Origin of the sequence: Anaeromyxobacter sp. SG66 (assembly GCF_022690805.1) — a bacterium.
In the GTDB taxonomy this organism is placed as follows: domain Bacteria; phylum Myxococcota; class Myxococcia; order Myxococcales; family Anaeromyxobacteraceae; genus Anaeromyxobacter; species Anaeromyxobacter soli.
Map to the genome: position 1 here is coordinate 51,331 of NZ_JALCZC010000012.1, position 19,585 is coordinate 70,915.

At 74.5% G+C, this 19,585-nt stretch carries 17 protein-coding genes and 1 tRNA gene; 8 read left to right on the forward strand and 10 right to left on the reverse strand.

From position 1 onward, the window contains the following. Window position 1: 1 nt before the first annotated feature. Genes MNZ39_RS06020 through MNZ39_RS06030 form a run of 3 tightly spaced genes read left to right on the forward strand, consistent with a single transcriptional unit; the run spans window position 2 to window position 7,343 of the window. Window positions 2-1,615 carry a lactate racemase domain-containing protein gene (locus MNZ39_RS06020; RefSeq protein WP_242336020.1) on the forward strand — a complete coding sequence of 538 codons (1,614 nt, stop codon included), beginning with the start codon at window positions 2-4 and terminating at the stop codon, window positions 1,613-1,615. Then, entirely contained in the window at window positions 1,612-6,312 is a 4,701-nt protein-coding gene (locus tag MNZ39_RS06025) for an AMP-binding protein (RefSeq protein ID WP_242336023.1), read from the forward strand. The genes MNZ39_RS06020 and MNZ39_RS06025 overlap by 4 nt, the downstream gene beginning before the upstream one ends. Continuing rightward, entirely contained in the window at window positions 6,309-7,343 is a 1,035-nt protein-coding gene (locus MNZ39_RS06030) for an NAD-dependent epimerase/dehydratase family protein (protein ID WP_242336026.1), read from the forward strand. Before MNZ39_RS06025 ends, MNZ39_RS06030 begins: the two co-directional genes overlap by 4 nt. Before the next feature lie 3 nt (window positions 7,344-7,346). Here the strand turns inward: MNZ39_RS06030 and MNZ39_RS06035 are convergent, their stop codons facing one another. The 5 genes from MNZ39_RS06035 to MNZ39_RS06055 form a co-directional block, all read right to left on the reverse strand. Beyond that, the gene (locus tag MNZ39_RS06035) at window positions 7,347-7,661 is read right to left on the reverse strand and encodes a hypothetical protein (RefSeq protein ID WP_242336029.1); all 315 of its coding nucleotides are present in this window, start codon (window positions 7,659-7,661) and stop codon (window positions 7,347-7,349) included. Between the two features lie 96 nt (window positions 7,662-7,757). Beyond that, a complete protein-coding gene (locus MNZ39_RS06040) occupies window positions 7,758-8,423 on the reverse strand; it encodes a 4Fe-4S binding protein (protein ID WP_242336032.1) in 666 nt (221 codons plus the stop codon). 183 nt (window positions 8,424-8,606) lie between these two features. Further along, a tRNA-Cys gene (locus MNZ39_RS06045) sits at window positions 8,607-8,678 on the reverse strand. Window positions 8,679-8,717: 39 nt separating this feature from the next. Then, the gene (locus MNZ39_RS06050) at window positions 8,718-9,308 is read right to left on the reverse strand and encodes a hypothetical protein (protein ID WP_242336036.1); all 591 of its coding nucleotides are present in this window, start codon (window positions 9,306-9,308) and stop codon (window positions 8,718-8,720) included. Between the two features lie 154 nt (window positions 9,309-9,462). Further along, entirely contained in the window at window positions 9,463-10,779 is a 1,317-nt protein-coding gene (locus MNZ39_RS06055; protein WP_242336039.1) for a bifunctional ornithine acetyltransferase/N-acetylglutamate synthase, read from the reverse strand. A gap of 121 nt (window positions 10,780-10,900) precedes the next feature. Here MNZ39_RS06055 and MNZ39_RS06060 point away from each other — a divergent pair, with 121 nt between their 5' ends. Both MNZ39_RS06060 and MNZ39_RS06065 read left to right on the forward strand, forming a co-directional pair. Further along, entirely contained in the window at window positions 10,901-11,572 is a 672-nt protein-coding gene (locus MNZ39_RS06060) for an HAD family hydrolase (RefSeq protein ID WP_242336042.1), read from the forward strand. Between the two features lie 102 nt (window positions 11,573-11,674). After that, window positions 11,675-12,685, forward strand: a complete 1,011-nt coding sequence (locus tag MNZ39_RS06065; RefSeq protein WP_242336045.1) for an ATP/GTP-binding protein — start codon at window positions 11,675-11,677, stop codon at window positions 12,683-12,685. Window positions 12,686-12,691: 6 nt separating this feature from the next. Here MNZ39_RS06065 and MNZ39_RS06070 read toward each other — a convergent pair whose 3' ends face one another. Together MNZ39_RS06070 and MNZ39_RS06075 are read right to left on the reverse strand one after the other, a co-directional pair. Beyond that, on the reverse strand, window positions 12,692-13,357 hold the full coding sequence (locus MNZ39_RS06070; RefSeq protein ID WP_242336048.1) for a hemolysin III family protein: 666 nt from the start codon (window positions 13,355-13,357) through the stop codon (window positions 12,692-12,694). Window positions 13,358-13,472: 115 nt separating this feature from the next. Continuing rightward, window positions 13,473-14,480: a DUF4388 domain-containing protein gene (locus tag MNZ39_RS06075; RefSeq protein ID WP_242336052.1), complete on the reverse strand. Its 1,008-nt coding sequence runs from the start codon at window positions 14,478-14,480 to the stop codon at window positions 13,473-13,475. A gap of 201 nt (window positions 14,481-14,681) precedes the next feature. On the opposite strand from MNZ39_RS06075, the gene MNZ39_RS06080 reads away from it, so the two are divergent. Continuing rightward, the gene (locus tag MNZ39_RS06080; protein WP_242336055.1) at window positions 14,682-16,190 is read left to right on the forward strand and encodes a hypothetical protein; all 1,509 of its coding nucleotides are present in this window, start codon (window positions 14,682-14,684) and stop codon (window positions 16,188-16,190) included. Window positions 16,191-16,275: 85 nt separating this feature from the next. Here MNZ39_RS06080 and MNZ39_RS24260 read toward each other — a convergent pair whose 3' ends face one another. Both MNZ39_RS24260 and MNZ39_RS06095 read right to left on the reverse strand, forming a co-directional pair. Further along, window positions 16,276-16,974: a selenoprotein B gene (locus MNZ39_RS24260; protein ID WP_243337394.1), complete on the reverse strand. Its 699-nt coding sequence runs from the start codon at window positions 16,972-16,974 to the stop codon at window positions 16,276-16,278. A gap of 10 nt (window positions 16,975-16,984) precedes the next feature. Next, window positions 16,985-17,497, reverse strand: a complete 513-nt coding sequence (locus MNZ39_RS06095; RefSeq protein WP_242336061.1) for a peroxiredoxin — start codon at window positions 17,495-17,497, stop codon at window positions 16,985-16,987. 125 nt (window positions 17,498-17,622) lie between these two features. Between MNZ39_RS06095 and MNZ39_RS06100 the strand changes: the two genes are divergently transcribed. Then, window positions 17,623-17,829 (forward strand): helix-turn-helix domain-containing protein, encoded by a 207-nt coding sequence (locus MNZ39_RS06100; RefSeq protein ID WP_011985507.1) that lies wholly within the window; start codon window positions 17,623-17,625, stop codon window positions 17,827-17,829. 105 nt (window positions 17,830-17,934) lie between these two features. On the opposite strand, the gene MNZ39_RS06105 is transcribed toward MNZ39_RS06100, so the two are convergent. After that, window positions 17,935-18,384 (reverse strand): peroxiredoxin, encoded by a 450-nt coding sequence (locus MNZ39_RS06105; RefSeq protein ID WP_242336064.1) that lies wholly within the window; start codon window positions 18,382-18,384, stop codon window positions 17,935-17,937. Between the two features lie 354 nt (window positions 18,385-18,738). Here MNZ39_RS06105 and MNZ39_RS06110 point away from each other — a divergent pair, with 354 nt between their 5' ends. Continuing rightward, the gene (locus tag MNZ39_RS06110; RefSeq protein WP_242336066.1) at window positions 18,739-19,557 is read left to right on the forward strand and encodes a metallophosphoesterase; all 819 of its coding nucleotides are present in this window, start codon (window positions 18,739-18,741) and stop codon (window positions 19,555-19,557) included. Window positions 19,558-19,585 lie beyond the last annotated feature (28 nt).

Genomic DNA, 19,585 nt, shown 5'->3' on the forward strand with positions numbered 1-19,585 from the left:
CATGCGTGACCCGAAGAGCCTCGCGCGGTTCTACGAGACGACCGAGCAGATCGTCACCATCGACAAGGACTCGCCCCCGCGCGTCCTCTTCTCCGGCGAGGACCTGCTCGTCGAGGACCTGCCCGTCGGCACCCGCGTCATCTACCCGAAGCCGCCGCTCGAGGGGCTGCCGAACGTGAAGGCGGCGATCCGGAGCGCGATCAACCGGCCGGAGGGCTGCGATCCGCTGCACGCGCTCCTGCGCCCCGGGATGCGGGTGACGATCGCCATCGATGACATCTCGCTCCCCCTGCCCCCGATGCGGACGCCCGACGTCCGCCAGCAGGTGCTCGAGGTGATCCTGCCGCTCCTCGCGGAGTCCGGCGTCGACGACGTCCACCTCGTCATCGCGATCGCCCTCCACCGCCGCATGACCGAGGCGGAGATGCGGCGGATGGTGGGCGACCAGATCTTCGACGCCTACTACCCCGACCGCTACTACAACCACGACGCCGAGGACCCCGACGGCTGCGTCGTCCTCGGCACCACCGCGCACGGCGAGAAGGTCATCGTGAACCGCCGCGCGGCGGAGTCGGACCTGCTCATCTACGTGAACCTGAACCTCGTCCCCATGGACGGCGGCCACAAGTCGGTCTCGACCGGGCTCACGAACTACGAGGGCGTGAAGGCGCACCACACGCCGCACCACATCCGCAAGAGCCACTCGTACATGGACCCGGAGCGCTCCGAGATGCACCGCTCCGTGGACCGGATCGGCCGCTACGTCGACGAGCACCTCCAGGTCTTCCACATCGAGACGACCATCAACAACCGGATGTTCGACGGGCCGCTCGAGTTCCTCATGAAGAAGGAGGAGGACTACACCGAGCTCGATCGGCTCAAGCTCGCGGGTATGCGCGCGACCCTGAAGCGGCTCCCGCCCGTGGCGAAGCGCAAGATCTTCCAGGCCGTGCCGGCGCCGTACGACGTGATCGCCGTGCACGCGGGCCTGACCGAGCCCACGCACGCGAAGATCCTCGAGAAGAGCTGGGCGCAGTACGCCGTGGACGTGGACTTCCAGGCGGACGTGCTCATCTACGGCATCCCGTACGTCTCGCCGTACAACGTGAACTCGATCCTGAACCCGCTGCTCGTCCAGGTCATGGCCTGCGGGTACTTCTTCAACTTCTACCGGGGCAAGCCGCTCGTGAAGAAGGGCGGCACGCTCATCGTCACGCACCCGTGCTCGGACTCGTTCGACCCCGAGCACCACCCGAGCTACATCGAGTTCTTCCACCGGCTCCTGCCGGAGACCCGCGACGCGCAGGTGCTCGAGGCGCGCTACGAGCGCGAGCTCGCCGAGAACCCGACCTACGTCCACATGTACCGGACCGGCCACGCGTACCACGGGGCGCACCCGTTCTTCATGTGGTACTGGGGCGAGAACGGGCGCCAGCACGTCGGCAAGGTGATCGCCGCGGGGGCGGACAACGCGCACGTGCCGCGCATGATGGGCTGGGACCACGCGGAGACGCTCTCGGAGGCCATCGACATGGCGCGCGCGATCCACGGCCGCAGCGCGTCCATCGCGCTCCTCCACCACCCGCCGATCGTCATGACGCAGAACCTCGGATGAGCGAGCGCCGCGACAGATCCCGCCCCGCGCACCAGCACCCGGGCCCGCGCCCGGGCGCCGGCCGCACCGCCTCGACCGCCGCCGACCCCCTCGACGTCGGCCGCGCGCTCGCCGGGCGCAAGATCCTCGTCACCGGCGCGACCGGCTTCGTGGGCAAGGTCGCGCTCTCGATGCTCCTCGACCGGTACCCCGACGTCGGCCGGGTCTTCGTGCTCGTCCGCCCCGGGACCGGCGGCACCGCCGAGGCCCGCTTCTTCGACAAGGTCGCCCCGAGCCGCCCGTTCGACACGCTGCGCGCGCGCCACGGGGCCGGCTTCGAGGCCTTCCTCCGCGAGAAGTGCGTGCCGCTCGCCGGCGACGTGACCGATCCGCTCCTCGGCCTCTCCGAGGCGGACCTCGCGCGCCTGGAGGGGCTCGACGCGGTCGTGAACAGCGCCGGCCTCGTCGACTTCGACCCCTCGCTCGAGCTCGCGCTCGCCGTGAACGTCCGCGGGCCGCGGAGCGCGGTCGAGCTCTGCCGGACCACCGGCGCGGCGCTCCTGCACGTGTCCACCTGCTTCGTCGCGGGGAACCGCGACGGCGTCGTCCACGAGGACGAGGAGCTCCCGGGCTACTTCCCGCGCCGCGAGGGCGTCGAGGGCCGGCCGAAGGCGGGCGCCCTCGCCGCCGCCGACTTCGACGTGGACGGCGAGCTCGCCGACGCCACGCGGCGCATCGAGGAGCTCCGCGCGCGCGCCGACGACCGCGTGCTCCAGTCCGAGTTCCGCGATCGCGCGCTGGAGCGGCTCCGCGCCGAGGGGCGCGCGGGCGACGAGAAGGCCCTGCGGCTCGCCGTCGGCCGCGAGAGGCGGCTGTGGCTGTCCGGGCAGCTCGTCGAGGCGGGCATGACCCGCGCCCGCCACTGGGGCTGGCCCAACACGTACACCTACACGAAGTCGCTCGGCGAGCAGGTCATCGCCGCGAGCGCGCTCGGAGGCGCCCGGGGCGAGCGGGTGGTCTGGTCGATCGTCCGGCCGTCGATCGTCGAGAGCGCGCTCCGCTTCCCGTTCCCCGGCTGGAACGAGGGGTTCACGACGAGCGCGCCGCTCGCCTTCATGGCGCTCAAGGGGCACCGCAGCTTCCCCGCCGCGGAGAAGGCGATCCTGGACGTCGTGCCGGTCGATCTCGTCGCGGCGGCGATGATCGCGGCGACCGCCGAGCTCGTGGAGCGCCGCGACGCCTCGCGGGCGTCCGGGGCCCGGGAGCTCCCGGAGGGCCGCGTCTACCACCTCGCCTCGGGCGACGTGAACCCCCTCTGGGCGCGGCGCGCGGTCGAGCTCACGGCGCTCTACCGGCGCCGCTTCTTCCGCGAGCGCGAGGAGGGGAACCGCACCTGGAACCGGCTCCTCTCCCGGCTCGAGCCCTACTCCGTCTCGCGCGCCCACTACGAGGCGGCGAGCGCGCCCGCGATCTCCGCGCTCGCCCGCGGGGCGAAGCGGCTCCTCCTGGAGGCGTCGCCGCGCTGGGGCGCGCCGCGGCTCACGGCGCTCGCCGAGGGGGCCGCCGAGAGCCTCGACGAGCTCGGCGCCCGGCTCGAGAAGACGAAGGCCATGTGGGACCTCTACATGCCGTTCGTCTGGGACAACCGCTACGTCTTCCGCTGCGCCGCGATCCGCGCGCTGTACGCGCGGCTCGGCGACGCGGACCGCGCGCGCGTGCCGTGGGATCCGGAGGCGCTCGACTGGCGGCGCTACTGGCTCGACGTGCACATGAAGGGCATGGAGGAGTGGGTGTTCCCGGGCCTCGAGGAGGAGTCCGGCAAGCGCGTCCACGCCCCCAAGGCCCACCGCGACCTGCTCGAGCTCCTCGACGCCGGGTGCGAGCGCTGGAAGGACCGCGCCGCGCTGCGGATGCAGGGCGCCGCCAAGACGCGGGTCACGTACGGCGAGCTGCGGCGGGGCGCCGGCGCGGTCGCCGCGTTCCTGCACGCGGCCGGGGTCGCGAAGGGCGACCGCGTGCTGCTCGCGAGCGAGAACCGGCCCGAGTGGGCGATCGCCTACTTCGGGATCCTCCGCGCCGGCGCGGCGGCGGTCCCGGTGGATCCGCAGCTCACCGAGCGCGAGCTCGCGAACCTCTGGCGGACCGCCGGAGCGCGCCTCGCGCTCCTCTCCGACGACGCCGCCGAGCGCAGCCCCGGCCTCGCGGCGCTCGCCGCCGCGGCGGTGCCCGGCGCGCGCACCGCGCTCCTCGGGGAGGCGCTCGCGGGCGGCCCCCCCGGCGCGGGCGCGCCGCCCGTGAAGATCGGCCCGGACGACCTCGCCTCGCTCATCTTCACGAGCGGGACGACCGGCACGCCCAAGGGCGTCATGCTCTCGCACCGCAACTTCGCGAGCCTCGTCGCGAAGCTCGTCGGCACGTTCGAGCTCGGCCCGGGCGACGGCATGCTGTCCGTGCTCCCGCTGCACCACACCTTCGAGTTCACCTGCGGGCTGCTCGTGCCGCTCTCGCGCGGCGCGGAGATCGAGTACCTCGACGAGCTCACCTCGGACCGCATCTCCGAGGCGCTCTCCGCCGGGCGCGTGACGGCGATGATCGGGGTGCCGGCGCTCTGGTCGCTCCTCCACCGCCGCATCACGCAGGAGCTCGCGGCGAAGCCCGGCGTGGTCGAGGCCGCGTTCCGCGCGCTCATGAAGGGCAACGCCGCGCTGCGCGACTCCGAGCTCGGGGTGAACCTCGGCAAGCTCCTCTTCTGGCCGGTGCACCGCCGCTTCGGCGGCCGCCTGCGCCTGCTCGTGTCGGGCGGCTCCGCGCTCGATCCCGAGGTCCAGAAGGCGTTCCGCGAGCTCGGCTTCGACCTGTACGAGGGCTACGGGCTCACGGAGGCGGCGCCGGTCCTCGCGGTGTCGCAGCCCGAGGAGGAGGCGCCGAAGGGGAGCGTCGGTCCGGCGCTGCCCGGCGTCGAGCTCAGGATCTCCGAGCCGGACGCGGACGGCGTCGGCGAGGTGCTCGCCCGCGGGCCGAACGTCATGCTCGGCTACTGGCGCGGCGGCGAGCACGCCGGCGTCGATCCCGAGCTCACCGGCCAGGTGCTCGAGGGCGGCTGGCTGCGGACCGGCGACCTCGGCAAGCTCGACGCGAACGGCAACCTCACCCTCGTCGGGCGCAAGAAGGACGTCATCATCGACGCCAACGGGAAGAACGTCTACCCGGACGAGGTCGAGGACGCCTACCGCGAGCCGGAGCTCGTGAAGGAGCTGTGCGTCGTGGGGCTCCCCGACGGCACGGGCGAGAAGGTCGCGCTCATCGTCGTGCCCGAGTACGGCGAGGACGATCGCGAGGAGGTGCGCGCCCGCCTCGAGGCCCACGTGCGCGCGGTGTCGGCGTCCCTCCCGTTCGCGAAGCGCGCGAAGGTCTGGCACGTCGTGGACGGCGAGCTGCCGAAGACGGCGACGCGGAAGGTGAAGCGCGGCCTCGTGCGCGAGGAGCTGCTCCGGCTCGAGACGGCCGCGCAGAAGGGGCGGCGCGCGCGGGAGTCGGCGAAGGACCGCGGCGCGGGCGAGGGCTGGCTCCTCGATCTCCTCGCCGAGGTCTCGCGCCGCCCGCGGGCCGAGGTGACGCACGAGTCGCACCTCGCGACCGATCTCGGCTTCGACAGCCTGATGCTCACCGAGCTCACCGCCGCGCTGGAGGAGGCGGGCGTGCCCGCGTCCGCCGCCGAGCACCTGCAGGACGTCCAGACCGCGGGCGAGCTCGCGCGCGTCGTCTCGGCGGCGGTCCACCGCCACGCGCCGGAGCCGGAGCGCGCCGCCCCGCCGCCGCCCGCCGGCGACGCGGAGATCGCGGTGCCGGCGGCGCTGGCGAAGCTCGGTCGTCGCCTGCTCGGGCTCGGCCAGCGCGCCCTCTACCACGGGCTCTACGAGGCGAAGGTCGTCGGCGCCGCGAACATCCCGCACGATCGCAACGTGCTCGTCGTCGCGAACCACGCGAGCCACCTCGACATGGGGCTCGTCAAGATCGCGCTCGGCGAGGAGGGCCGGCGCCTCGCCGCGCTCGCCGCGCGGGACTACTTCTTCGACACCCGCGTGAAGCGCGCCTACTTCGAGAACTTCACGAACCTCATCCCGATGGAGCGCGAGGGCTCGCTCAAGGCGAGCCTCAAGGCCGCGGCCGAGGCGCTCCGCCGCGGGTACCACCTCCTCATCTTCCCCGAGGGGACGCGCACCCGCGACGGCGCGCTGCGGCCGTTCTTCCCGACCGCGGGCTACCTCGCGCTGCAGTGCAACGTGGACGTGCTGCCGCTCCACCTCGACGGCACCTTCGAGGCGCTGCCGCCGGGCAAGAGCGTCCCGCGCAACGCCGAGCTCGAGGTGCGCATCGGCCGCCCCATCGCCGTCGAGGAGCTGCGCCAGCGCATCGCCGGCCTGCCGCGGAGCGAGGGGTACAAGGTCGCGACGCGGGTGATCGAGGACGCCGTCCGCGCCCTGCGGGAGGCGGCGAAGGGCGAGCGGAAGGCCTCGACCGGCGGCGCGACCGCGACCTCGACCGGCGGCGCGACCGCGACCTCGATCGCCAAGGCGACCGCGACGCCGACGCCGGCGCCGGCCCCCGCCTCCCCCGCCACTCCGACTCCGACCCCGAGCTCGACCCCGCACGCCACCCAGACCGGCGCCGCGACCGCCACGCGTACCCGCGCCCGGCGGCGGAAGGACGAGCCATGAACGTCCTCGTCACCGGCGCGACCGGGTTCCTCGGCTCGGCCCTCGTGCCGCTCCTCGCCGGAGAGGGCCACCGGCTGCGGCTCCTGCAGCGCTCCGCCCCGCCGGACGCGGAGCGGATCGGCGCGGAGGTGGTGCGCGCCTCCCTCGCGGACGAGGGCGCCGTGCGGGAGGCGGTCCGCGGCGTCGACGCCGTGTACCACCTCGCCGGCCAGGTGGACTTCGATCCGGCCGAGCCGCGCGCGCTCTACGACCTGCACGTCCAGGGCACGCGCCGGCTCCTCGAGGCCTGCGTCGCGGCCGGGGTGAAGCGGGTCGTGCTCGCCTCCTCCTCGGGCACCATCGCGGTCTCGCGCGAGGAGCGCGTCGCCACCGAGGCGGACCACCACCCCATCGCCGTGGTCGCGGGCTGGCCGTACTACCTGTCCAAGATCTACCAGGAGAAGGCCGCGCTCCGGATCCACGCGGAGACGGGGCTGCCGCTCGTCGTGCTGAACCCGTCGCTCCTGCTCGGGCCCGGCGACGCGCGCCTCTCCTCGACCGACGTCGTGTTCAAGTTCATGGAGCGGCGCATCCCCGCGATGCCCTCGGGCGGCCTCTCGTTCGTGGACGTGCGCGACGCGGCGCGCGCGTTCAGCGCCGCGCTCACGCGGGGGCGGCCCGGCGAGCGCTACCTGCTCGGCGGCGCCAACATGACGTTCCGCGACTTCTTCGGCCGGCTCGAGCGGCTCACCGGCGTCGCGGCCCCGCGCGTGCGGCTCCCGTCCGACCTGAACCTCGCCGGCGCGCGGCTCCTCGAGAAGTTCCACGCCTGGCGCGGCAGCGAGACGCCGCTCGATCCGCGATCCGTCGAGATGGGCGAGCACTTCTGGTACTGCGCGTCCGGCAAGGCCGAGGCGGAGCTCGGCTTCTCCGCGCGCGACGCGCAGGAGACGCTGTTCGACACGGTCCGCTGGCTCGAGGAGCACGTGCGCAACCGGCAGCGGCCCCGCACCGTCGCGGACCTCGCCGGCTCCTCGCGGTCCCCGCGCTGATCGCTACATCGTCCCGCCCGACACGTCGCGCACCTTCCGCACCGCCGCGACGCCGCATGGCTCGCCGCACGCCGCGCACACCTCGTAGGTGAGCTCCTTCACGACGAGCACGTCGGGGTGCCCCTCCGCCGGCGCGATGCGCGCGCCGCACTGCGGGCAAGCGAGCTCCGCCACGCGCTCCCGGCGCGCGAGCACCTGCGAGCGGCGCTGCTCCGGCGCGCAGCGGCTGCACTCGACGCCGTACGTCCAGCCGGTCTCCTGCCGCGGCTCGATCTCGTCGAGGTCGACGCCGCAGTACTGGCAGATCTCGGTCGCCACGCCCCTCGTCTAACGCGCCGCCTGCGTCCCGGCAGCCCCCGTCACCCGGGCGCCCTGCGTGGGCGGCGCGGACCGTACCGGTGAGGCAGGAGCACGTCAGCGACACCGGATGGCGCCGCCGCGGCAGAGCGGGGCGCACAGACCGCAGCCGACGCAACGCGCGGGGTCGATCGACATCGCCTCGCCCCCTGGGTCGGAGAGCGCGACGCAGCCGAGGCCGAGGCAGGCGCCGCAGCGGTTGCAGCGAGCCGGCTCGATCGCGAGCGGCGGGCTTGCCTCCTCGCGGCGCGCGCACTCTGCGAGCGCGACGAGCGCCGCGGGGCGGACGCTCGCGAGCGCCTCTGCCACGAGCCGCTCGGCGTCCTGCGCGCCCGACCCGGCGGGAAGGCGAACGACGCGCGCGCCCGCCGCGGCGAGCGCGGACTCCACGGCGGCGGCGCGGTGCGGCCCGCGATCGGCGACGACGAGCAGCGCGAGGTCGCGGGCCTCCGCGACGAGCGCCCCGGGACGGACGAGGGCCTCGACCGCGCCCGCCATCCGCGCGACGCGGCCGGGCGGCGCGTCCGGCTCGCCCGCGGCCGGAGGCTCGCAGCCGAGACCGCCGCGAACGGCGAGCCCCGCGCGGCGAAGCGCTCGCAGGAGCGCGAGCTGCCTGCAGCCGGCGCACGCCGGGTCCTCGAGCGGGCGGCCCCGCGCCGCGATCCTGCGGCGCGGCGCGTTCGCACCGCTCGGCTCCGCGCCATCGCCGATCCCTCGGAGCACCTCGCGCACCCTCCCCTGTCCTCGACGCTCGCCTGCCGGGACGAACGTACACGCCTCGCGTGAGCTTCGCAGCGCGCCGCGGAGGGATCGGCCTGTCCCGGGCCCTGCGCGGCGGGGCCCGCCGTTCACCGCGCGAAAACACGAAGGGCCCGAAACCTGAGCGGCTTCGAGCCCTTCGGAGAGAGGCACCGCCCGGATTCGAACCGGGGAATAAAGGTTTTGCAGACCTTTGCCTTACCACTTGGCGACGGTGCCGTACCGAGGCGCCCTTTGTAGCGGAGGGCCGGGACGGCGTCAACGCGCGGAGCGCCCGGCTGGCGGGCCGGCGTGCGGCTGCGCGCGCACCTCCGCGCGCGCCACGACGATGCCCCGCGCGCGGAGCGTCTCGAGGAGCCCGGGCAGCTCGGCGGCGGCGGCGCGCTGCAGCACGGCGTCGGGCCGGAGCACGAGCTCGAGGCCGCCGGCGCCGCGCCGGAGATCGACCGAGAGCGCGCGACCGAGCGACAGGGACAGGGGCTCGCCCTCGCGGACGCGCGCGGCCTCGATCGCGGCAGGCAGCGTGCGCACGATCGCGCGCAGGTCCGCCACCCCCTCGATGCGCGCGGGCTGGAGCTGCGCCACCGGCGCGGGCGGAGGCCGCGTCAGCCGCTCCGCCTCGAAGGCGTCCGCGCGCCGCTCGCGCAGCACGGTGCCCGCGTGATCCGCGCTCGCGCGTCGCGCGCGCAGGCTCCGGGGTGCGCCGGCGCGCTCGTCGACGCCGGCGACTGCAGGCGACCGGTGCGGAGCCCGGATGCCTCGGCGGGCGTTGCGGAGCACCTCGTCGAACCGCTGCGCAATGGCGCCTCTCGAGCCGCCCTCCGCCCTGCCCTTCTCGGTCACCTTCATCGTGGATCTCCCCGGCGCGGCCCCGCGCGCGAGCGCGCGAGAGTGCACGGTCGGTGCCGGGAGCAGCGCGCGGGGCGTGAGGGTTTCTCGGGCCCGAAGGTCCGCCGCGCGGACCCGCCGGACTCGGGCGCGGTCGGGTGTTGGCTCGCGCGCCTCAGCTCCGGTAGTCCGCGTTCTCGGTCACGTACTCGTGCGTCAGATCGGCCCCCAGGACCGCGCACGCCGCGCTCCCCATGCCGAGGTCGATCCCGATCTCCACCCGCCGCTCGTGCGGCGGGTAGTCGATCGGCGGCCGGAAGAGCCCGTCCGCGGACGGACGCGTCGCGTACAGCTCCGCCGACTTCATGTGGGCGACGAGCCGCTCCTCCTTCGCGGGGTCGAGCCGCATCGCGCCGCCCTCGAGCACGAGGTCGTCGCCCACGCGCATCGTGACGCGCGCGGGGTCGAGCGGGATCCCGGAGGCGCCCGCCTGCTTGCCGACGGCGCAGAGGAGCCGCCCCACGTTGGGATCGTTCCCGTTCACCGCCGCCTTGAGCAGCGGCGAGTTCACCACCGACTTGGCGATCGCGCGCGCCTCCTCGAACGTGCGCGCGCCGGTGACGCTCGCGCGGATCACGTGGTGGACGCCCTCCCCGTTCCGCACCACGTCCTCGGCGAGGTCGCCGCACACCTGCGCGAGCGCGGCGGCGAGCGCGCCGGGCGGCGGGGCCGCCTTCTTGCGGGAGGAGACGATCACGACGGTGTCGGAGGTGCTCGTGTCCGTGTCGACGGAGATGCAGTTGAACGTCACCTCGACGGCGGCGTCGAGCGCGGCGCGCAGCGTGTCGCGCGGCACGTCCACGTCGGTGAGCAGGTAGACGAGCATGGTCGCGAGGTTCGGCTCGATCATGCCCGCGCCCTTGGCGATGCCCACGAGCGTCCCTTCCCCGAGCGGCGCGCGCCGCACCTTGGGGTAGAGGTCGGTCGTCGTGATCGCCTCGGCGGCCGGGAGGATCGTGCCGGACTGGAGCGCGGAGGCGGCCTCGGGGAGCGCCGCGATCATCCGCTCGACGGGGAGCTGCCAGCCGATGACCCCGGTGGACGAAGGCAGCACCTCCTCGGGCGCGATCCCGATGAGTCGCGCCGCCTCGGCGCCGACGCGCTCCGCCGCCTCGATCCCGCCCGGCGCGCAGACATTGGCGATCTTGGTGTTCACCACGATGCCGCCCAGCGTCGGCCCGTCGAGGCGGCGCTTGCCCACGATCACCGGCGCGCCGGGGAATGCGTTCCGGGTGAACTTCGCGGCGAACGCGGGGGTCGGGCGGTCGAGCGCCACGAGCGTGAGCTTCATCCGGCCGGGCTTCGGCGCCTCGACCGGGACGAACTCGAAGCTCGTGGTCCCGATGCAGAAGCCCTCGGGCAGGGCCGACTGCGCCTCGAGCCAGGCGCGGTGCTCGGCGCGGCTCGCGAAGGTGAGCGAGGTGGACGGCATGGCCGCCTTTTCGCCCTTCCGCCCCCCGCCGTCAACGGGCCCCGACGCCGAGGGCCGCCTCCGCGCCGCCACCCCCGCCCGCGCCTTGCGCCGGCGGAGGTCGCGGCGTACGCACCGGCCCATGGCCCGCCCCGCCGCCGTGATCTTCGACGTCATCGAGACGCTCTTCCCGCTCGATCCCCTGCGCCTGCGCCTCGCCGCCCTGGGGCTCGCTCCCCTCGACCTCGACACCTGGTTCACGCGGATCCTTCGGGACGCGTTCGCGCTCGACGCGAGCGGCTCGTTCCGGCCCTTCCGCGAGATCGCCGGCGGCGCGCTCGAGGTGCTCCTCGCCCAGCGGAGCCGCCCGGTGGAGCGCGCGGCCGTCGAGGACGTCCTCGACGGCTTCAAGACGCTCGACCCCGCGCCGGACGTCGCGCCCGCGTTCCGCAGGCTCGCCGGCGCGGGCGTGCCCATCGCGACCCTCTCGAACGGCGGCGTGGAGGCGACGCGCGGGCTGCTCGACCGCGCAGGCCTCCTCGATCACGTCGCGCGCGTCATGGGCGTCGACGAGATCCGCCGCTACAAGCCGGGCCGCGAGATCTACCTGCACGCCGCGCGCACCCTCGGGCAGCCGCCGGAGCGGCTCGCGCTCGTCGCGGTGCACGCGTGGGACGTCGAGGGGGCCCAGCGCGCCGGGCTGGTGGGGGGCTGGTGCGCGCGGCTGGAGCGGCGCTTCCACCCGGCCATGGGCCCACCCGCCGTGCAGGGCGAGGACCTGGTGGCGGTGGTGGACGCCCTCCTCGCGCGGTGAAGGCCGCGCCCGCCCGTGCCGCCTCTCCCGAGGCGCCGGGAGCGGACCTTCGCGCCTGCGGCGAAGTCGCCCCCCCGATCGCCCGGGGCTATGATGCCGGCCGTGTCCACCGTCAACCCGCTCGCGCGGGAGATCTCGGCGAAGATCGTCTATTACGGCCCCGGCCTGTCCGGGAAGACGACGAGCCTCCACCAGATCTACGAGAGCGTCCGCCCGGAGACGCGCGGCCAGCTCGTGTCGCTCTCGACGGAGGGTGATCGCACCCTCTTCTTCGACTTCCTGCCCCTCAAGATCGAGCAGGTGCGGGGGCTCACGCTCAGGCTCCAGATCTACACGGTGCCGGGCCAGGTGTTCTACGACGCGACCCGCAAGCTCGTGCTGAACGGCGCCGACGGGGTCGTGTTCGTGGCGGACTCCCAGCCGGCGGCGCGGGACACGAACGCGGAGTCCATCGACAACCTCGCCACGAACCTCGGCGAGCTCGGCATCTCCCTCGCCGAGTTCCCCCACGTGCTCCAGTACAACAAGCGCGATCTCCCCGGCGCGCTGCCGGTGGAGGACCTCCGCGCCGCCCTGAACCGCCACGGCGCGCCCGAGGTCGAGAGCATCGCGAGCCGCGGCGTCGGGGTCTTCGCCGGGCTGAAGGAGATCACCCGCCTCGTGGTGAAGGACCTGCGCTCGCGCCAGCCCGCGCGCCGCGCGACGCCGCGGCCGCTCGAGCTCTCCGGCGGCGGGTCGGAGCTCGCCTCCCAGCTCTCCGCGGCGGCCGAGGCCTCCGGGCCGGCCGATCCGGCGGCGCTCGCCCCGGTGTCCTTCGCGCGGCTCTTCCCGGGAGAGGGCGCGGCGATCGCCGCCACCGAGCACGCGCTGCGCGAGCGGACCTACGGCGAGGCCGCGCGCATCGCCGCGGACGGCGTGGCCGCGGTGCTGGCGCGGGTGCCCGCGGAGGACGGGCGGGCCGCGCGGCTCGGGCTCGACCCGCACGAGCTGCTCCGGCTCGCGCGCATCGCGGCGATGCCGGACGCGGCGGTCACCGAGCGGGACGCGCTCTTCGCGCTCTACGTCCTCGTCGCCGCGAAGGTGAAGGCAGCGGCCCGGGCCGCCGGCCGCTAGCATCGGCTACAGCGAGAAGAGCGCCCGCGCCGTGACGGCGAGGTGGAGCCCCGCCGCGACCACCACGAGCGCGTGGAAGATCTCGTGGTACCCGAACACGCGCGGGAACGGATCCGGACGCCGCGTCGCGTAGACCACCGCGCCCAGGCTGTAGGCGATCCCGCCGGCGCCGAGCAGCGCGATCGCGCCCGGGCCGAGGCGCGCCACGAGCGCGGGCATCACCGGGAGGATCACCCAGCCGAGCAGCACGTAGATCACCGCGATGAGGGGCTTCGGCGCGCGGACCCACAGGATCGACTGGAGGATGCCGAGCGCCGCCCCGCCCCACGCGATCGCGAGGAGCGCCTCGCCGCGCGCGCCGCCGAGGACCAGGCAGAACGGCGTGTACGTTCCGGCGATGAGGAGGAAGATCGCCGAGTGATCGAGCCGTCGCATCCAGCGCCGCGCGCGCGGCGGCCAGGTCGGCCGGTGGTAGAGCGCGCTCACGGCGAACAGGGTGAAGAGGCTCGCCCCGTAGACGTTCGCGGCGGCGCGGGCGCGCGCCGACGGCGAGACGAGCGCGAGCGCGATCCACGCGGCGAGCGCGACGAACGCGGCGATCTCGTGGGACACGCCGCGCAGGAGCGGCTTCTCTGCGGCGCGCGGAGCGTCGTGCGAGGCGGTGTCGATCATGGTGTGCCCTCCAGAGCGGTTGGATCCTGCCATCGGAGGGTCACGCCCCTGTCACGGCGCGCGCGTGACGCCCTGCGCGCTCGCGTCGGATCGCCGAGCTCCCTCGCCCCGCGCCTCAGGCCTCGCGCAGCTCGACGAGCCCGAGCCGGACGAGCTTGCGGAGCGCCTTCAGCGTCTCGACCTCCCGCAGCGGGCTCGCGAGCGCGATGCTCGCGACGTCCCACTTGCCGTTCAGGCGGCCCGCGACCTCGCGGTCCGTCGGGCCGAGCCGCCGCGCCGCCGGCCCGTCGAGCGCCGCGGGCCCGGCCAGGAGGACGGGGACCGCGACCGGGGACAGCTCCGCGTAGAGCACGGCGACCTGCTCGCGCTCGGCCTCGCGCAGGAGCGCGCGGACGCGCCTGTCGGAAGGATCCGCGGCGAGCAGGCTCCGGAACACGATGCCCGCCTCGTCGAACTGGCGCGCGTCGACGAGCAGCTGTGCCTTCGCCACCAGTGACGCCACCGGGTCCGGGTGCGCGGACACGCCCTCGACGCGCGCGAGGCCGAGGGCGCGGAGCGTCTCGATCCGGCGGAGCACCGCGGCGCGCGAGAGGGCCAGCGCGAGGCGCGCCTCGGCGATCGACGCGCGGCGCCGCGCCGCCTCCAGCAGCGCGCGCTGCCCCGGCGTGCGCGGGCGTGCGGCGCCCTCCTCCGCGACGAGCGCGGCCGTGTCCGACGGGTAGCGCCGGTCGAGCTCGGGCCACTCGTCGAGCCGCCGCAGGCCCTCGAGCGCCATCTGGCCGAGCCCCACGTCGAGGCGGACCCCGTCCTCGAAGCCGCCGGCGTCCACGATGAGCGTGAACCGGCCCCCTGGTGGCGCGAGGAAGAGATCGACGATCCGGTCGGCGCACGCCTCCGGCCAGAGCGACTCCGGCGGCTCCGAGTGCGACCAGCGGGCGAGCGTGCCGAGCGCCGACGGCTCGGACGGTGGGCGCGCCGCCGCGACGATGCGGCGGTCGACGACGTGCAGCCAGAACGGCGTCCCCTCGCCCGCGTCGAGCTCGACGATCCCCGAGCGCCTGCTCTGATCGAGCCACTGGAACAGCTCGGCGAGGGGAAAGGTCGCGAGGTCTCCCTGCAGCATGGCCCGATTGTGACCGCGCCGGGCCGCGCGCGCCAGATCGCGCCCCCCGTCCGAGCGTGGGAGGTCTCACCCGGAGTGCTGCCCCCGGCGCCCCGGCTTGGCGGACCGTGTCGCTCGGGCCAGCTTTTCTTGCGCGTGCGTGCCGGAGGGCCCGTCGGCCCGGCGTCCGGGCGGGCGCGCGGGAGACGGCGGATGGCCGGGATGCGGCGTTGGGCGGCGGTGCTCGCGGCGGCTGCGCTGACCGCGTGCGGCGGCGGCGGAGGCGGCGGCACCAAGACCCCGGCCGACACGGGCGGCGGCGGCACCGGCGGCGACACGGGGGGCGGGACCGGAGGCGGCACGGGAGGTGGCGGCGGCGGAGGCGGTGCCCCGGCGGTGAAGGCGCCGGTCGTCGTCGGCGCCTTCCGGTTCTGGGGCGCCGAGCAGGGGCTCCCGGCCAAGGTGAGCGACGTCTCCGCGGACGAGGCCGGCAACGTCTACGTCGCGGGCGGCGACGCCGCCGTCTACGCGAAGTCCCGCGCCGCCCAGGACTTCAAGCGCTTCGACGCGGACGCCGCCGGGCTGACGAAGAACTGCCACGACGCGGCGCAGATCGCGAACGCGACCCCGTCCGATCCCGCCGTCACGTGCCCGGTCATCTCGGTCGCGGGCTCGACGCCGAACAAGGCGATCATCGGCTTCAAGGGCGTCGGCACCGACGGCGACACGGACGCCGACTGGGCGGTCGACTCCGGGGGCGCCGACGTCGTCACGTTCGACGGCACGACGCTCGCGCGCGAGCGGCACGTCCGGATCGCGACGCCCCCGGGCTACGTGTGCGAGTTCTTCGTGGAGGGCTCGAACGACACCCAGTGCTACGGCTGGGATCCGTTCATGCTCGGCGGCCGCCGGAAGCTGCGTCAGGTGCAGCGCATCGTCGTGAACCACGACAAGGGCCGCTCGCTCTCGTACGGCGACGCGCTCCTGGGCGGCACGCACGCCACGATCTCGATCCTCGTCGCGAACCCCGACGCGCGCGGCCTCCAGGACCTCACCCGCGGCGACCCGGCCTGGGAGGACGCGAAGGGCGTGTTCGAGCACGAGCACCCCGCGATCTACGCGCACGGCGAGTTCCTCACCGGCGAGGCGTGGGCGCTCGCGTTCGACCCCACCACGAACGTGCCCTGGTACGCGAACCAGTTCCGCACGGCGAGCCTCCCCGGCTACGCCTCGATGCGGCGGCCGGAGCTGTCGCAGAACTTCCACGGCCCGTGGTGGGGGAACCAGTCGCCGCCCAGCCCCTACCTCTGGATCTGGAGCTCGGACGCGGATCCGGCGGACGCCACGAAGCGCGACAGCGTGCAGTCGATCTCGTTCTGCGACGACGGGACGATGTGGGTCGGCTCGGACGCGCACGGCCTCGCCTTCCTGCGCAAGGGCGCCTCCACCTTCAGCACCGTCGGCGTCCCCGCCGGCGCGGGCGGCGCGCTCGCCGTCGCGTGCGATCCGTCCGACGGCTCGGTGTGGGTGGGGTTCGCCTGGGGCGGCTTCGGGCGCTACCGGAACGGCGCGTGGGTGCAGGACCTCCCCCCGGACTCGGTGCCGGCCTTCGCGCGGGGGCCCGTGCGGTCGATCCAGATCGACCGCTGGGCGAGCCCTCGCGTGGTGTACATGGCCCACCTCGAGTCGAGGTTCGGGCCGGGTGCCGTGACCGCCTACGACGGTCCGTGACGGGACGGCGCGAGCCCCGACCGGATCGTGCCTGAACCGCGGCGGTTCCCGACCACGGGTGGTGATCGGGGACCGCCAGCGGGGTTCAGGCGTAGTCCCGCTCGATCACCTCGCCCGGGCGCGGCTCCCCGACGAGCAGCCCGAGCGCGTCCATGAGGATCCACTTCTGGAGCGCGGTGTCGGACGGGCGTCCGAGCGAGTGGCCCACCACGAAGCCGCGGGGGCAGAGCGCGCGCGGAGGCCGCGCCTGCCGCGTCTCCTCCGGCTCGACCGTCACGACGACGGTCGGGATGCCCACGAGCTCGATCATCCGCTGCACGGTGACCACCGTGCGGTGGCAGAGGCGTCAGCCGCCGGTGAGGAGCACGGCGCCGGGGCGCTCGCGGTCCACCTCGCGCACGAGCGCGGGGATGGTCTTCTCGCGCAGCTCGCGGAGCGCCTGGCTGAAGCCGAGCGAGAAGTGGCGCTCGGTGAGGCCGCCCACCCGCCCCTCGCGCGCGAGCTCGCGCACCCGGTCGATGGGGAACACGCAGTTGAGATCGCGATCCACGCAGGCGTGGTCGTAGTGCGTGTCGTCGTAGCGGAGGTCCTTCGCCTCCGCGTCTCCCCCGATGACGCGCCAGGTGGCGTCGCCGTCGGTGACGAACGGCACGTCGCTCGCGAGCCGGACCCCGGCCGTCGAGACGATGCAGATCGCGGCGTCCTCGAGCTTCCCCTGGAACGGCGTGAACGGCACGCAGTAACGGGACAGCTCGAGCGGCTTCGGCTCGGCTCCTTGCGGCATCCGCCCTCCGCTACTTCAGCTTGTCGAGCGCCGCCATGATCTTGTCGGTGGGGGGCTGCTCGCCGATGTCGTGGATGTCGATGTAGGCAACCTTCCCCTGCTTGTCGACGACGAAGATCGCGCGCTCGCAGATGCCGTTCTCGCCGCGGAGGACGCCGTAGAGGGCCGCCACGTAGCCGTGCGGCCAGTGATCGGACAGGAGCGGGAACGACAGCCCGCCCATCGACTTCGCCCACGCCTCGTTGGTGTGGACCTGATCCGTGCTGATGCCCAGGACCTGGGCATTCCGCCGCTCGAACTCGGAGAGATCCTCCTCGTACGAGGGCATCTGGACGGTTCAGACGGGGGTGTAGGCGGCCGGGTAGAACGCCAGCACCACGTTCTTCTTGCCACGATAGTCGGAGAGCCGGATCTTCCGCTTCGTGTCGCCTTTACCCGCAGTGCTGCCGGTCGCCATCAGCTCGAAGTCGGGCGCCTCGTCGCCGACCTCCAGCCGCCAGACGGCCTTTGGCTTCGCTGCCATTCGAGTCCTCCTTTGGTCGTGGGACAAAAAGACACTAGTAACCGCGTCACTCAGCGTCGAGGACGCCCGGGGGGCACCCCGAAAAGGACAATGAGCACGCGGGGTCACTTTGCTAAGGGTTTCGCATGGATCTCCTGACGCGATTCGCTGGCAACGTGCGCCGCCTGCGGGCCAAGAAGAAGCTTTCCCAGAAGGCGCTGGCCGACAAGGTCGGGATCTCCGTCTCGTACGTCTCGATGCTCGAGCGCGGGCAGCGCTCTCCACCGCTGGAGACCATCGAGAAGATGGCCAAGGCGCTGGGCGTGCCGCCCGCAAACCTGCTCGGCAAGTGAGCCGCGCCCGACGGAGCACCGGTCTCGACGACGCGGGCGCCGCGGCGTCGAGCGTGGCCGCGCCGCGTTCACGCCAAGTGATTCCTTCCCGCAGCGCGACGCGCCTCAACGCCCGAGCGTAGGCTCGCCGCGCCGCCACTCGGCGGGCACCCGCTCGCGCGTCCTCAGCGCCTCGAGCACGCGCAGGATCTCCGAGGGCGAGCGGCCCACCTCCAGGTTGTGGAACGCGGCGTACTGGACGATTCCCTCGGGGTCCACGAGGAACGTGGCGCGCGCCGCCACGCCGGCGCGCTCGAGGAAGGCGCCGTAGGCGCGGCTCATCGCGCCCGCCGGGTCGGCCGCGAGCGGGAAGGCGACGGGGCCGAGCACCTCGCGGATCCAGCGCTGGTGCGTCTCCACGTCGTCCACCGAGACGGCGAGGACCTCGGCGCGGAGCTCCGAGAGCTCGCGCGCGCGGCGCGACAGCTCGAGCAGCTCCGTCGGACACACGGGGGTGAAGTCGCGCGGGTAGAAGACCAGCACGAGCCAGCGGCCGGCGTAGTCGCCGAGCGCCACCTCGCGCACCTCGCCTGGCGAAGTCCGATGGCGGCCGCGGCCCTGAAGTCCGGCGCCGGATCGAGGATGATGCTCAAGGCCCGCTCCTCTCCTCCGCGCTCGATAGCCGCGCCCCCGCGCTCCGTCAACCGCGCGCCCGCCGGGGCGCCCGAGCGGGCCGGGGACCCGGCGCGCCGCCGTGCGGGCCGCGCGCTCCTGCCGCGCGAGCCCCCGCACGCCCCCACGACCCGCCCCGCCCAAGGAATCGCCGCCGGCCCCGGGGCGTTCCAGTGTTCCGGGGCGCGAGCGCGATGCCGCGCGGCCGGCGAGGGAGCGCGAGCGCGGATGGAGCGGAGCTTCGGGCGGAGAGGGTTCTTGAGGGGCGCGGCGCTCGTCGGCGCCGCCGGCGCGCTCGGCGCCTTCCCGTCCGCCGCCGAGGCCCGCCACGCGGCGCCCACGCCGGAGCGTGTGACGTTCGACGTGCCGGGCCTCGATCCCGCGCACCACGGCCTGCGCGTCGCGCAGCTCTCGGATCTCCACGTCGGGCCGCGGACGCCCGCGGAGGTCGTCCGCGCCGCGATCGAGGAGGCGAACGCCTTCCAGCCCGACCTCGTCGTCCTCACCGGCGACTACCTCTCGCACTCCCGCCGCGAGCTCGATCCGATGCACGAGCTGCTCGGCGGCCTCGCCGCGCCCACGATCGCCGTGCTCGGGAACCACGACGTGTGGGTCGATCCGGAGGGCGCGGCCGCGGCGCTCCGGGGCCACGGCTACGAGGTCCTCGAGAACGCCTGGACCACCGTGCGGCTGCGGGGCGCCCCGCTCCCCGTCGTCGGGGTGGGCGACCACCTCACCCGGCGCGACGACGTCGGGAAGGCGCTGAGAGGGCTCGCCGGCCCGACGCCGCTCGTGCTCGCGCACGGGCCGCGCACGGCGGAGAAGCTCCAGCGCCTCGGCCGCCCGACCCTCTGCCTCTCGGGCCACACGCACGGCGGCCAGATCAACATCCCGATCTTCACGCCGCTGTTCCTCTCGGCCATCGTCCACGAGCCGTTCCTGCGCGGCCGCTACGCGCTGGACGGCGGGGTCCAGCTCTACGTGAACCGCGGGATCGGCATGTCCGGGATCCGCGTCCGCGTCAACGCGCCGCCCGAGGTGACGCTCGCGACGCTGCGCCGGGCCGAGCCCGCCTGAGCGACCGAGCGTGATCCCGGGACGATCG